At 66.4% G+C, this 13,041-nt stretch carries 12 protein-coding genes; 11 read left to right on the forward strand and 1 reads right to left on the reverse strand.

All coding sequences use genetic code 11. The features are described 5' to 3' along the window. Positions 1–40 precede the first annotated feature (40 nt). From JVX90_RS06200 to JVX90_RS06235, 8 genes are all read left to right on the forward strand, one after another. A complete protein-coding gene (locus tag JVX90_RS06200) occupies positions 41–670 on the forward strand; it encodes a TetR/AcrR family transcriptional regulator (RefSeq protein ID WP_205331530.1) in 630 nt (209 codons plus the stop codon). After that, positions 667–2,286, forward strand: coding sequence for an acyl-CoA dehydrogenase family protein (locus JVX90_RS06205; RefSeq protein ID WP_205331531.1), 1,620 nt, complete (start codon positions 667–669; stop codon positions 2,284–2,286). Before JVX90_RS06200 ends, JVX90_RS06205 begins: the two co-directional genes overlap by 4 nt. A 4-nt stretch (positions 2,287–2,290) precedes the next feature. Further along, complete coding sequence (locus JVX90_RS06210; RefSeq protein ID WP_205331532.1) at positions 2,291–3,808, forward strand: AMP-binding protein; 1,518 nt, start codon at positions 2,291–2,293, stop codon at positions 3,806–3,808. A 129-nt stretch (positions 3,809–3,937) separates the two neighbouring features. Then, positions 3,938–5,272 carry an ammonium transporter gene (locus JVX90_RS06215; RefSeq protein ID WP_205331533.1) on the forward strand — a complete coding sequence of 445 codons (1,335 nt, stop codon included), beginning with the start codon at positions 3,938–3,940 and terminating at the stop codon, positions 5,270–5,272. A gap of 69 nt (positions 5,273–5,341) precedes the next feature. Next, entirely contained in the window at positions 5,342–5,680 is a 339-nt protein-coding gene (locus tag JVX90_RS06220) for a P-II family nitrogen regulator (RefSeq protein ID WP_008378391.1), read from the forward strand. Further along, positions 5,655–8,042 carry a [protein-PII] uridylyltransferase gene (locus JVX90_RS06225; RefSeq protein ID WP_205331534.1) on the forward strand — a complete coding sequence of 796 codons (2,388 nt, stop codon included), beginning with the start codon at positions 5,655–5,657 and terminating at the stop codon, positions 8,040–8,042. The genes JVX90_RS06220 and JVX90_RS06225 overlap by 26 nt, the downstream gene beginning before the upstream one ends. Before the next feature lie 171 nt (positions 8,043–8,213). Then, entirely contained in the window at positions 8,214–9,791 is a 1,578-nt protein-coding gene (ffh, locus tag JVX90_RS06230) for a signal recognition particle protein (protein ID WP_205331535.1), read from the forward strand. Between the two features lie 13 nt (positions 9,792–9,804). Further along, positions 9,805–10,884 (forward strand): amidohydrolase family protein, encoded by a 1,080-nt coding sequence (locus JVX90_RS06235; RefSeq protein WP_205331536.1) that lies wholly within the window; start codon positions 9,805–9,807, stop codon positions 10,882–10,884. Positions 10,885–10,887: 3 nt separating this feature from the next. Here the strand turns inward: JVX90_RS06235 and JVX90_RS06240 are convergent, their stop codons facing one another. Next, positions 10,888–11,550, reverse strand: a complete 663-nt coding sequence (locus tag JVX90_RS06240; RefSeq protein WP_205331537.1) for a hypothetical protein — start codon at positions 11,548–11,550, stop codon at positions 10,888–10,890. Positions 11,551–11,796: 246 nt separating this feature from the next. Here JVX90_RS06240 and rpsP point away from each other — a divergent pair, with 246 nt between their 5' ends. Genes rpsP through rimM form a run of 3 tightly spaced genes read left to right on the forward strand, consistent with a single transcriptional unit; the run spans position 11,797 to position 13,038 of the window. Continuing rightward, entirely contained in the window at positions 11,797–12,249 is a 453-nt protein-coding gene (gene rpsP, locus JVX90_RS06245; RefSeq protein WP_008378396.1) for a 30S ribosomal protein S16, read from the forward strand. Next, positions 12,246–12,488 (forward strand): RNA-binding protein, encoded by a 243-nt coding sequence (locus JVX90_RS06250; RefSeq protein WP_008378397.1) that lies wholly within the window; start codon positions 12,246–12,248, stop codon positions 12,486–12,488. Before rpsP ends, JVX90_RS06250 begins: the two co-directional genes overlap by 4 nt. A gap of 13 nt (positions 12,489–12,501) precedes the next feature. Next, positions 12,502–13,038, forward strand: coding sequence for a ribosome maturation factor RimM (gene rimM, locus JVX90_RS06255; RefSeq protein WP_205332299.1), 537 nt, complete (start codon positions 12,502–12,504; stop codon positions 13,036–13,038). The last annotated feature ends 3 nt before the right edge of the window (positions 13,039–13,041 follow it).

Consider the following 13,041-nt stretch of genomic DNA (forward strand, 5'->3'; position numbering starts at 1 on the left):
TACAGGCGAAGAATTGAATTGAAATTCAGAAGGAGGCGCAGTGGCATATCGACCGACCGAGGCGACGCGCCTCGCGGCGCAGGCGAAACGTGCAGCGATGCTCGTCGCCGCTCGTGGTCTCGTCGCAGACGCCGGATTCTCCGCGGCGACGGTGGCTGCGATCGCCGAGGCCGCAGATGTGAGCGTCGGATCGGTCTACTCGTATTTCGACAACCGCGAGACGCTACTGGCCGAGGTGTTCCGCGCCGCGGCGGAGTACGAGTTCGCGCAGGTCGCCGCGGCAGTCGAGGCGGCAGGCGACGACCCTCTCGTACAACTCGACGCGCTGATCGTGACCTTCGCCGACCGCGCTCTGCGCGGCCGACGGATGGCGTGGTCGCTGCTGTTCGAACCCGTCATCCCCGCCGTCGACGCCGAACGTCTCCGCCTGCGCCAGTGGTACCGCGAACTGGGGGAGGCCGTGATCGCCGCGGGCGTGGCGTCGTCGATCTTCGTCGACCAGGACGTCCGCGTCACCGCGTCCGCGGTCATGGGCGCGATCTCCGAGGCGCTCGTCGGAGCCCTCAACCCCGATACGTCGCCACTCACCACCGACCCCGATCAACTGCTCGGCACCATCCGAGCGTTCTGCCGACGTGCACTCGGCGCACAACCGAAGGAGACCCCATGACCGCCACCCACCAGGTGTTCAACCAGGCCGCGCCCCGCGTCGACGTGAACGAGTACCTGACCGACCTTCCGCTGGTGGAAGCCGTGGAGGCCTACGGCGCCTCCTGGGCCACCGATCAGCTCACCGAGGCGGGTGCGCTCGTCGGACGTGCCGACTTCCAGCGTGACGCCGAACTCGCCAACACGATCACCCCGAAGCTCCATACCCACGACCGGTGGGGGCATCGCGTCGACGAGATCGAATTCCATCCCGCCTACCATCGGATCATCGGCGACGCGATCGCACACGGCGCGCACACGAGCTGTTGGGACGACCCTCGTGACGGGGCCCACGTCGCCCGCGCCGCGATGTTCATGCAGTTCGGGCAGGTGGAGCCCGGCCATGCATGCCCCGTGAGCATGACGCACGCGGTGGTCCCGTCGTTGCGCGTGGATCAGACGCTCGCGGATCAGTGGATCCCGCGGACCCTGTCGCGGGATTACGATCCGTCGCTGGCCGACCCCGGGAAGAGCTCCGCGATATTCGGCATGGCGATGACCGAGAAGCAGGGTGGATCCGACATCCGCGCGAACACCACACGCGCCGTCGACAATGGCGACGGGACCTACCGGATCACGGGTCACAAGTGGTTCTGCTCTGCGCCGCAGTCCGACGCGTTCCTCGTCCTCGCGAAGACCGAGCCCGGGGTGACCTGCTTCGTCGTCCCGCGCACGCTTCCGGACGGCACGCGCAACACGTTCAACATCCAGCGACTCAAAGACAAGCTCGGCAACAAGTCGAACGCGTCGAGCGAGATCGAGTTCTCCGACACCATCGGCTGGCGCCTCGGTGACGAGGGCTCGGGCGTTCGCACGATCATCGAGATGGTCAACCAGACGCGACTCGACTGCGCGCTCGGCAGTGCCGCGGGCATGCGACAGTCCGTCGCCGAAGCCGCATGGCACGTGCGCCACCGCTCCGCGTTCGGGGCGACGCTGATCGACCAGCCCGCGATGACCGCCGTGATCGCCGATCTCCAGGTGGAGGCCGAGGCCGCCATGTGGACCGCGATGCGACTTGCGGCCGCGTACGACGACGACTCGGATCAGTCACAGGCATTCCGCAGACTCGCCACCGCCGTCGGCAAGTATTGGGTCTGCAAACGAGGCCCGAACCACGCATATGAGGCACTCGAATGTCTCGGCGGCAACGGGTACACCGAGGCGTTTCCACTGGCCCGTCGCTTCCGCGAGCAGCCGGTGATGGCCGTGTGGGAGGGATCCGGAAACGTCATCGCTCTCGACGTCCTGCGCGCGATGGTGCGCGATCCGCTGTCGGTCGAGGCGCTCGACGCCGAATTCGAACTCGCGCTCGGGCAGCATCGCGCGTACGACCTGCACGTCGAGAACACCCGCAAACTCGTGGCGCAGGCCGCGGCTGATCCGCTCAACGCGCCCGCCATCGCGCGTCGTCTGACGGAGTCGCTGGCCATCGCGCTGCAGGGATCAATCGTCATCAGACAGTCGCCGTCGTTCGTTGCGGACGCGTTCGTCGCAGGTCGAATCGCCGATCCGGGCCAGATGTACGGCGTGCTCGATTCCACGCTCGACCTCGCGTCGATCGCAGGACGGGCCTGACCCAATGCATCTGACAGCAGTCCTCGAACGCGCGGCGCGAATCGCCGCCGACAAACCGGCGCTGATCGCGGACCAGGACGAGATCACCTACGGACAGCTTCTCGACCAGTCGAGGCGCGCTGCGGCCGTCTTCGTCGACGCCGGTGTCCGCCCAGGGCACCGAATCGCCGTCATGGCCTTCAACACGCCGGGGTTCGTAGTCGCCGCGTTCGGCGCCTGGTTCGCCGGAGCGACATTGGTGCCGGTGAACCACAAGTTCGCCGCCCCCGAGGTCGAGTACACGATCAATCACAGCGGAGCGATCCTCGGAGTGGTCGACGGGACCCTGGTGGCGACCACTCTCGGAACCGGCATCACTTGGCTGACCACCGACTCTCCGGTCGCCGACTTCGGAGACTTCGATGCGCTCGTGGCTGCTGCGACACCGATCCTCGGGCCCGTCGACGACGATGTAGACACCCCGGCGGAGATTCTCTACACGTCTGGGACGACCAGTTCGCCGAAGGGATGTGTGCACACCCACCGGGGGCTGTCGGCGGTGGCACCACTCATCGCGACCACTCTCGGCTTCACGCCGGACGAGCGGTTCTTGCTCGCGATGCCCATCTGGCACGCTGCGCCGCTCAACGATTGGTTGCTCACGATGATCTCGTTGACGGCTACCACCGTCCTGATGCGCGAGTACGACCCCGCAGTGTTCCTCCCGGCTGTGCAGAGGCAACGGATCACCGCGTTCTTCGGTTCGCCGATCGCATATCTGTTGCCCGTTCAACTGGCCGATGCCGGACGACTCGACCTCGCGGCGTACGACCTGTCCAGTGTCCGCGCATGGCTGTACGGCGGCGCATCGCTCGGCGAACACACCGCGCGCAGGCTCATCGACGCCTACCGGAGCGACCGGTTCTTCCAGGTCTACGGCATGAGTGAGACCGGACCGGTCGGCACCGCCCTGTACCCGCACGAACAGACCACAAAAGCCGGATCGATCGGCCGTGGTGGGATGCACGGCGTGGACCTGCGGGTGGTAGGCGCGGACGGCGTCGACCAGACTGCAGGCGGAACAGGCGAGATCTGGCTGCGCGCCGACACGCGCATGGTCGGTTACCTCGACAACCCGGACGCGACCGCCGCCGCATTCGCGGGACCGTGGTTCCGGACCGGGGACGTCGCGCGTATCGACGACGACGGTTACCTGTACATCGTGGACCGACTCAAGGACGTCATCATCGTCGGCGGCGAGAACGTCCACTCTCAGGAGGTGGAGGAAGTCCTGCGCGGCCATCCGCGGGTGGCAGACGTGGCCGTCATCGGTCGACCTCACCCCGAATGGGGCGAGACCGTGGTCGCGGTGTGCGTGTCCACGGACACCGAGGCCATCAGCGTCGACGAGGTCCGCAGATACCTCGCCGACCGCCTCGCGCGTTACAAGATCCCTCGCGAAGTCGTGGTGGTGGATGCACTTCCGCGCAATCCGAGCGGCAAGATCGTCAAGCACGTCCTGCGCGATCGCGTGACAGTGTGATGTAACGCGCTCGAAACGTGGACCGTCCGCACGTGACCCATACGAAACACGCGCGCGGCTGAGCGGCAACCTGCGGGCGACACAGTTACCTCACACGTCGACAGACGACGGGTGAGGAGGCCTGCAACAGTGAATGTGGCACTGCCGGACACAGTGTTCGGAACCATCGACAGCGGAAACACCGCCTGGGTGATCGCGAGTGCGGGACTCGTACTCCTGATGACCCCGGCCCTGGCGTTCTTCTACGGAGGACTCACGCGCGCCAAATCGGTCCTCAACATGATGATGATGTCGTTCGGCGCCCTCGGCGTCGTCACGATCATCTACGTCCTGTGGGGATTCTCGATGTCGTTCGGCAACTCGTTGACGGGTTCGAAAGACATCCTCGGCATCTTCTCGAATCCGTTCGAACTCTTCGGATCCGACCAATTGATGCAGTCCAAGGAAGTCGGCGGCACCACCCAGGTGGTCGTCTGGGGTGACTACGGCATCCCGGCCATCGTCTTCCTGGCGTTCCAGCTGACGTTCGCGGTGATCACCGTCGCTCTGATCAGCGGTGCGATCGCCGAACGCGTCAAGTTCACCACCTGGCTGGTGTTCAGCGGGCTGTTCGCGACGATCGTCTACTTCCCACTCGCTCACATGGTCTGGGGCGGCGGCATACTCTCGGGTGCCGAGGACGGCATCGCGGCGAAGATGTTCGGCGTCACCGACGGTGCGGCGACCGTCGCGCCCATCGACTTCGCGGGCGGCACAGTCGTCCACATCAACGCCGGCATGGCGGGCCTGGTGCTCGCGCTGATCGTCGGCAAGCGCAAGGGCTTCGGCAAGACGTCGTACCGTCCGCACAACATCCCGTTCGTGATGCTGGGCGCAGCGCTCCTGTGGTTCGGCTGGTTCGGGTTCAACGCCGGCTCCGAACTCGGCGCCGACGCGACTGCCGGACTGGTGTGGGTCAACACGACCGTCGCGACAGCGGCAGCGATGATCGGGTGGCTTCTCGTCGAGTGGTTCCGTGACGGACACGCGACAAGTGTCGGCGCGGCATCGGGCATCGTCGCAGGTCTGGTCGCCATCACGCCGGCATGCGCCGCTCTCACACCGATCGGCTCCATCGCTCTCGGCCTGGTCGCAGGTGCGCTCGCCGCAGTCGCCATCGGTCTGAAGTACAAGTTCGGCTTCGACGATTCGCTCGACGTCGTCGGCGTCCACCTCGTGGCAGGCCTGTGGGGCACGATCGGCATCGGACTGCTGGCCAAGGACACCGGCCTGTTCTACGGCAACGGCTTCAAGCAGATCGCCGTGCAGACGGTGGTTGCGCTTGTGGCGCTACTGTTCACTGCAGTGCTCACCGCCGTGATCGGCTACGCCCTCAAGCCACTCGGCTGGCGCGTGGACGACGAGGCGGAGTTCGTCGGAATCGACTCTGCGGAGCACGCGGAGAGTGCATATGAGACGACGTAGTCGACCGAACAGGCCGTCACGGCCCGAACGTCGCGCCGTAGGCTCGAAATCTCAGGGAAAGGTCTATTCATGAAGCTGGTCACCGCAATCGTCAAGCCGTTCACCTTGGAAGACGTGAAGGCCGCACTGGAACAGATCGGCATCGTCGGCATGACGGTCAGTGAAGTCCAGGGCTATGGACGTCAGAAGGGGCACACCGAGGTCTACCGTGGCGCCGAGTACGCCGTGGACTTCGTGCCGAAGGTCCGCGTCGAGGTCATCGTGGACGACGACGTGCTCGATCAGGTCACCGAGACCATCGTCGAAGCGGCCCGGACGGGCAAGATCGGCGACGGCAAGGTGTGGGTGACTCCCGTCGAGTCGATCATCCGGGTGCGCACCGGTGAACGCGGACCCGACGCGATCTAGCGCGGAGTCGTTCGTCGCGGCACGCCGAGTGCTGCTGCGCGCCGGCGATCTTCACGGACAGGCTCTGCGGGACGCTCTCGCAGACCGGGCCGAAGAATGGATCGCCGCGCGTGCAGCGGAACTCGGCGTTGTCGAGGGGAGCGGCTTCGCCGTTGTCGCAGTCGGCAGCCTCGGACGTCGGGAGATGGTCGGATACTCCGACCTGGACCTGATCCTGGTTCACGACGACCGGCACCGCGATCGGCTCGCCGATGTCGCGGATGGGCTCTGGTATCCGATCTGGGACGCCGGGATCAAGCTCGATCACAGTGTCCGGTCGGTACCCGAGGCCATGAAGGTGGCGCGCGAGGATGTCACGGCCGCCCTCGGACTGCTCGACGCCCGGTTCATCGCAGGTGACGCCGACCTCGCGGCACTCCTGATCTCCTCGGTCCGGAACTTGTGGCGTGCCGAGGCGAGAATGCGCCTGCCCGAAGTGATCGACGCCGCTAAGGCGCGGTGGGAGCGGACCGGCGAGATCGCACACCGGGCCGAGCCGGATCTGAAGAACGGCAGGGGAGGACTGCGCGACGTCCAACTGCTCGACGCGCTCGCGTTCGCTCATCTCACCGACGGCCTCGGTCGTCTCGACCCGGGTCGAGCGGAATCGCCACTGCGGACCGCATACGGTGACCTGTTGGCGGTCCGAACCGAACTGCACGTGGTGGCGGGCCGTGCTCGTGACCAGGTGAGAGCCCAGGACGCAGACGAAATCGCCGCTGGACTCGGCGTCGGTGACAGGTTCGATCTCGCCCGCATCATCAGCGGGGCGGCGAGGACCACGTCGTACGCCGTGGACACGGGCTTCCGTACCGCGACCAACGCGGTGGGCCGACGAGGGCTGTCGCGTTTTCGCCGAAATCCGATCCGCAAACCTCTCGACGAGGGAGTAGTGGAACACGACAGCGAAGTGGTGCTGGCGAAGACCGCCACGCCCAGTTCCGATCCCGGCCTGGTGTTGCGCGTCGCCAGCGCCTCCGCTCGGAATCGGCTTCCGATGAACGGCGCGGTCCTCGAACGGCTCGCCAACTTCGGTTCTCCGATTCCGGAGCCGTGGTCGGGTGAGAACTTGTCGGATCTGCTCGTTCTGCTCGCGTCGGGGCACGAACTGATCGCACCGGTCGAGGCGCTCGATGCGACAGGGTTGTGGGAGAAGATCGTGCCCGAGTGGCCGGTCGTCCGTGACCTGCCGCCGCGCGATGCGATCCACACGTGGACCGTCGATCGGCATCTGCTGGAGACCGCCGCATACGCTGGAGCGCTCACCACGAGCGTCTCGCGTCCGGACCTCCTGCTCCTCGGTGCGCTCTTCCACGACATCGGCAAAGGGCGCGGCGGTGACCACAGTGTGGTCGGAGCCGAGCTCATCGGCCCGATCGCAGACCGTATGGGCCTGTGGCCGGACGACCGGAACCTGCTCGTCGAGATGGTGCGCCTGCACCTTCTCCTTCCCTCGGTCGTGACTCGCCGCGATGTCAGCGAGCCCGCGACGATCGAGTGGGTGGCCGACCAGGTCGGAGGCGATCGGGTGCTCGTCGAACTGCTCGGCGCGCTTGCCGAGGCCGATTCGCGGGCCACCGGACCAGGCGTCTGGAACGAATGGAAGGCGTCACTCATCGGGGGACTGGTGGAGCGGGTTGTCGATCATCTCGGTGGTCGACCGGTTCCGACTCCGGAACCGATCGCCGACGACGTCCGAGCTCTCGCCGAGGAGGGTGGCGTCCGGGTCCACACGGCACCCGGCGATGGGCCGAACATGACTGTCGTGACCATGGTCGCGCCCGACAGCCCCGGAATGCTGGCGACGATGGCCGGTGTGCTCGCACTAGCGGGGCTGCAGGCGCATTCGGCCTCGGTCCGAACACACGCCGGGTCGGCGGTCGACTCGTTTGTAGTGATGCCGACGTTCGGCAGTGCTCCGGACGCACAGTTGCTTCGGCAGAGGCTCGTCGCCGCAGTGTCCGGAAATCTAGACGTGCACGAGACGCTGGCCAAGCGGATCGCTGACCGGAAGCCTCCGGTCGGTGTCGGCTCTGCGGCCGTGCCGACAGCTCGGACGACTCCGCCCCCGCGTGCCGCCTGGCTCCGAAGCCCGGAGAAGGAGCGGCAGCTCCTCGAACTCCGAGCGCACGACGACGAGGGGCTCCTCGCACGGGTGAGCGCGGAACTCGATCGTTGTGATGTCGACGTCGTCTGGGCGACTGTCGCGACCATGGGTGCGACTGCGGTCGACACCTTCTGCGTCGTTCTCCCGGACGACAGTCCCGCGACCCGTGAACGTGTCGCGGCGGCTGTTCTCGCGGTGTGCAGGAGCCGACCCTAGGTCAGGTCCGGCAAACGAGGCGCCAAACGACAAACGAGGCATGCATGCATGCCTCGTTTGTCGTTGAGAACCTCGTTTGCGGCTCGGCGCCTGACCCGTTGCTCGTCTTCGAGGCAACGGCTGATCTGATCCGGGAGGCAGACACTCGACTCGGCATGGAAGGATAGAGGAATGTTCGAATCCCTCTCCGACCGGTTGACAGGCGCCCTGAAGGACCTGCGCGGCAAGGGTCGTCTCACCGACTCCGACATCGACGCGACCGCGCGCGAGATCAGACTCGCCCTTCTCGAGGCCGACGTCTCGCTGCCCGTGGTCCGCACGTTCATCGCGAACGTCAAGGAACGCGCCAAGGGTGCTGAGGTCTCCGCGGCGCTGAACCCCGCGCAGCAGATCGTCAAGATCGTCAACGAGGAGCTCGTTGCCATTCTGGGCGGGGAGACCCGGCGGGTGCAGCTGGCGAAGACTCCGCCGACCGTCATCATGCTGGCGGGTCTGCAGGGCGCCGGAAAGACGACGCTCGCGGGCAAGCTGGCCAAGTGGCTGTCGGGCCAGGGTCACACCCCGATGCTCGTCGCCTGCGACCTTCAGCGTCCGGGCGCCGTCCAGCAGCTCCAGATCGTGGGCGAGCGCGCCGGTGTGCCGGTGTTCGCCCCGCATCCCGGAACCTCGGTCGGCGGTGAAGGCGCACTCGGCGTCAGCTCCGGTGATCCGGTGCAGGTGGCGCAGGCCGGTGTAGCAGAGGCCAAGGCAAGACAGCACGACGTGGTCATCATCGACACGGCCGGTCGCCTCGGCATCGACGCCGAGCTGATGCGCCAGGCGTCCGACATCCGCGACGCCACGAATCCGGACGAAGTCCTGTTCGTGCTCGACTCGATGATCGGCCAGGACGCAGTCAGCACGGCGCAGGCGTTCGCCGAGGGCGTCGACTTCACCGGCGTCGTCCTCACCAAGCTCGACGGCGACGCCCGAGGCGGTGCGGCCCTCTCGGTGCGTGAGATCACCGGACGCCCGATCATGTTCGCGTCGACCGGTGAGAAGCTCGAAGACTTCGACGTCTTCCACCCGGATCGCATGGCCAGCCGAATCCTCGGCATGGGCGACGTCCTCTCGCTCATCGAGCAGGCCGAACAGCACTTCGACGAGGCCGAGGCACAGCGCACGGCGGAGAAGATCAGCCAGGGCGAACTCACGCTCGACGACTTCCTCCAGCAGATGCTGATGATCCGGAAGATGGGTCCGATCGGCAACCTCCTGGGCATGCTGCCCGGTGCCGGCGACATGAAGGACGCGCTGTCACAGGTCGACGACAAGCAGCTCGACAAGATCCAGGCGATCATTCGCGGTATGACGCCGGCCGAGCGCGACAACCCGAAGATCATCAACGCCTCACGCCGCATCCGAATCGCCAAGGGATCGGGCGTCACCGTGACCGACGTGAACCAGCTCGTGGACCGCTTCTTCGCGGCCCGCAAGATGATGTCGCAGATGTCCGGCCGCATGATGGGTGGCGGCGGAATGCGTAAGAATCAGCGCAAGGGCAAGAAGGGCGCCAAGGGTCGCAAGGGCAAGGGCGGACGCGGACCGACGCCGCCGAAGGCGATGCGCGGGGGAGGTTTCCCCGGCATGCCTCCGGGCATGGGGATGCCGCCCGGCCTCGACCTGTCGAACATGCCGCCCGGGCTCGACGAACTGCCCCCGGGGCTGGAGGGCCTCGACCTCAACAACCTGAAGTTCCCGAAGAAGTAGGTTCACGCAGCCCATGAATGCGCCCCTCGAGTTCAACGGCACAGACCCGTTCACCGGTGAACCGATTCGGTTCTGGATGCACGACGGCGTCGTGTCGGCCGAACCGATCAAGGGCGCCAACGTGGCGGTCGCGCGTGGCTGGATCGTTCCCGGTCTGGTCGACGCCCACAACCACGTGGGGATCGCACCCGGACTCGGCGTGACCATCGAACGGGCGCGAGAACTCGCCGCGCAAGACCTGCGCGCCGGCACCATGCTGATTCGCGAGGTCGGCTCGCCCGTCGACACCCACCCGCTCGACGCCGACGCACACGGCCCGCGATTCCTGCGCTCGGGCAAGCACATCGCCCGACCCAAGCGGTACCTGCGCGACTACGGCGTGGAACTGGACGATCCCGACCAGCTCGCCGCCGAAGTGGCTGTACAAGCGGGGGCGGGAGACGGCTGGGTGAAGCTCGTCGGTGATTGGATCGACCGCGAGGTCGGCGATCTCGCACCGCTGTGGTCGCGGGAACAGCTCGACGCCGCGGTCGAGGCCGCGCATGCCAACGGCGCACGCATCACCGCCCACGTCTTCGGTGCCGAAGCGCTCCCGGACATCATCTCCGCAGGCTTCGACTCCATTGAGCACGGCACCGGTCTGGATGAGGGCTTGATCGATCAACTCGTGGAACGGGACATCGCTCTGGTCCCGACGCTGATTCAGCTGGAGACCTTCCCGGAGATCGCCGCGGGCGCCGATCGTTTCCCGAAGTACAAGCAGAACATGCTGTCCCTGCATGCCGGTCGTCACGAGGTCTTCGCTCGGGCCCGCGAGGCCGGGGTCCGGATCTACGCAGGCACCGACGCGGGTGGCACCATCAAACACGGTCGGATCGTCGACGAGGTGGAAGCGCTGACGAGCATCGGATTCAGCCCTCTCCAGGCTCTCGCCGCCGCATCAACAGCCCCACGCGACTGGCTCGGGGCCCCCGGGATCGTCGACGGCGCTCGTGCCGACTTCTTGGTGCTCGACTCCGATCCCGCAGAGGATCTCGCAACCCTCCGCCGCCCGCTCCACATCGTGTGCGGTGGCGAGAAGATACCCGCCTAGGTCCTACGCTTGCTGAACGATCTGCGCGATGCCGATCACAATCAGCAACACAGTCACAAACCAGCCGGCAGCGCGGGCCACAGACTCCTGGTTCCGGCGACCGTAGGCGAAGACCCGGCCGATCCACCAATGTGGGCGGGCGCGGACGGCGACGAGAGCCAGGCCGGTGAGAAACGGCAGACTCAACGCCACCGTCGCGTACAAGAACACGCCGATGTAGCGCTCGACAGTCGGGAAATCGGCGGCGGACAGCACCGCCAGACCCGCGTAGAACGGCGCGGATGTCGCCGACTGCACCACGCCGAGGACAAAGCCGACCACCAGAGTCAGCGGCGACGGCGATCGCAGGGGAGTGAGGATCTTCTCCATCAGGCCGGACGAATCGCCGCCACGCCACGTCAAGTACGCGGTCAGCACACCGGTCAGGATCAGCAGAATGCCGAAGGTCGGTGAGTTCAACACGGCGTCGACCAGTGGTTTCAGGCCGTCGAACACCAGCATCACCAATACCGACAGTACAAACACGCCGAGCCAGTCGCCGATCAGCAACAGGGGAACGATGCGTCGGTAACTGCCGGGCGCGAGCATCATCGCGAGCGTCACGAGCACGCCGATCAGAAGGACGTTGACCGAGTCGACGAACGCGAGCGACAGTGCGTGCAGCATGGTTGAGGCGGGTCTCCGGCGGTTGTTCGGCAGCCCGGTCGGCCGTCGATGTGTCTGGTGAAACGGTACCTGGAGACAGTTCTCGACCACCGGTTTGGGTGCGTGACGCCGGATCTGGCAGAATGGACAGCTGGTTCGCCGGAGCCGGCCACGGCCGACCGGCGGTCACCCCAGAAGAGATCGCAAAACCGGGCCCGCCGACGTGGTGGGTCGCTGAATTGCGCTGTGACGAATGGAGAGCCAATCATGGCTGTCAAGATCAAGCTCACGCGGCTCGGCAAGATCCGCAACCCCCAGTACCGCATCGTCGTCGCCGACGCTCGCACCCGCCGCAACGGTCGCGTCATCGAGACCATCGGCAAGTACCACCCGAAGGAAGAGCCGTCGCTGATCGAGATCGATTCCGATCGCGCACAGCACTGGCTGAGCGTCGGCGCACAGCCGACCGAGCCGGTCGCAGCACTCCTGAAGGTCACCGGTGACTGGCAGAAGTTCAAGGGCCTGCCGGGCGCAGAGGGCACCCTGAAGGTCGCCGAGCCGAAGCCGAGCAAGCAGGACCTGTTCAACGCTGCGCTCGCCGCTGCAGAGAACGAGCCGGTCGCTGCCGCCACCACCGCCAAGAAGAAGGCCAAGAAGGCCGACGAGGCGCCGGCCGAGGCCGCAGCTGCTGACGCAGGCGAGGACAAGGCCGACGCGTGAGCACTGTCGTCGCTGACGCAGTCGAGCACCTGGTCCGCGGGATCGTCTCCAACCCGGACGACGTTCGCGTCGACCTGATCACCGGCCGTCGCGGCCGCATGGTCGAGGTCCACGTGAGCCCCGAAGACCTCGGCAAGGTGATCGGCCGCAACGGTCGCACCGCCACCGCTCTGCGCACCCTGGTCGCCGGAATCGGCGGCCGCGGCATGCGTGTCGACATCGTCGACACCGACCGCTGACGAGTCCGCATACATGGATCTCGTCGTCGGCCGCGTCGTCAAGACGCATGGCGTTCGCGGTGAACTCGTCGTTGATGTCCGCACCGACGACCCGCAGACGCGTTTCGCCGTAGGCGCACGCCTGGTCGGGCGTGCACCGAAGGGCGCAGGCGACACCGAATACGTGGTGACAGCCGCCCGGAATCACTCCGGGCGGCTGTTGCTGTCCCTGAAAGGTGTCGCCGATCGAACCGCAGCCGACGCGCTGCGGGGAACTCTGTTCGTGATCGATGCTGCTGACGTCGACTCAGGAGACGATCCGGACGAGTTCTACGACCATGAACTCGAGGGCGTCGCGGTCTCGACCGTCGCGGGCGATCCGGTCGGCACGTTGACCTCGATCCTGCATCTCCCGGGTGGAGACGTCCTCGCGATCCGGACAGACGACGGCCGCGAGGTGCTCGTCCCGTTCGTCCGCCAGATGGTCCCGACAGTCACGCGTGAGCGCATCGAGATCGATCCGCCTGAAGGTCTGATCGACCTCGACACAGCCGTGTCAGAGAGGGACTGACGG

Source organism: Gordonia sp. PDNC005 (assembly GCF_016919385.1).
In the GTDB taxonomy this organism is placed as follows: domain Bacteria; phylum Actinomycetota; class Actinomycetes; order Mycobacteriales; family Mycobacteriaceae; genus Gordonia.

Excerpts from the sequence above, each read along its gene's own strand:
- JVX90_RS06205 (WP_205331531.1), top strand. The coding sequence starts at position 667 with ATGACCGCCACCCACCAGGTGTTCAACCAGGCCGCGCCCCGCGTCGAC.
- JVX90_RS06210 (WP_205331532.1), top strand. The coding sequence starts at position 2,291 with ATGCATCTGACAGCAGTCCTCGAACGCGCGGCGCGAATCGCCGCCGAC.
- JVX90_RS06220 (WP_008378391.1), top strand. The coding sequence starts at position 5,342 with ATGAAGCTGGTCACCGCAATCGTCAAGCCGTTCACCTTGGAAGACGTG.
- ffh (WP_205331535.1), top strand. The coding sequence starts at position 8,214 with ATGTTCGAATCCCTCTCCGACCGGTTGACAGGCGCCCTGAAGGACCTG.
- JVX90_RS06235 (WP_205331536.1), top strand. The coding sequence starts at position 9,805 with ATGAATGCGCCCCTCGAGTTCAACGGCACAGACCCGTTCACCGGTGAA.
- JVX90_RS06240 (WP_205331537.1), bottom strand. The coding sequence starts at position 11,550 with ATGCTGCACGCACTGTCGCTCGCGTTCGTCGACTCGGTCAACGTCCTT.
- rpsP (WP_008378396.1), top strand. The coding sequence starts at position 11,797 with ATGGCTGTCAAGATCAAGCTCACGCGGCTCGGCAAGATCCGCAACCCC.
- rimM (WP_205332299.1), top strand. The coding sequence starts at position 12,502 with ATGGATCTCGTCGTCGGCCGCGTCGTCAAGACGCATGGCGTTCGCGGT.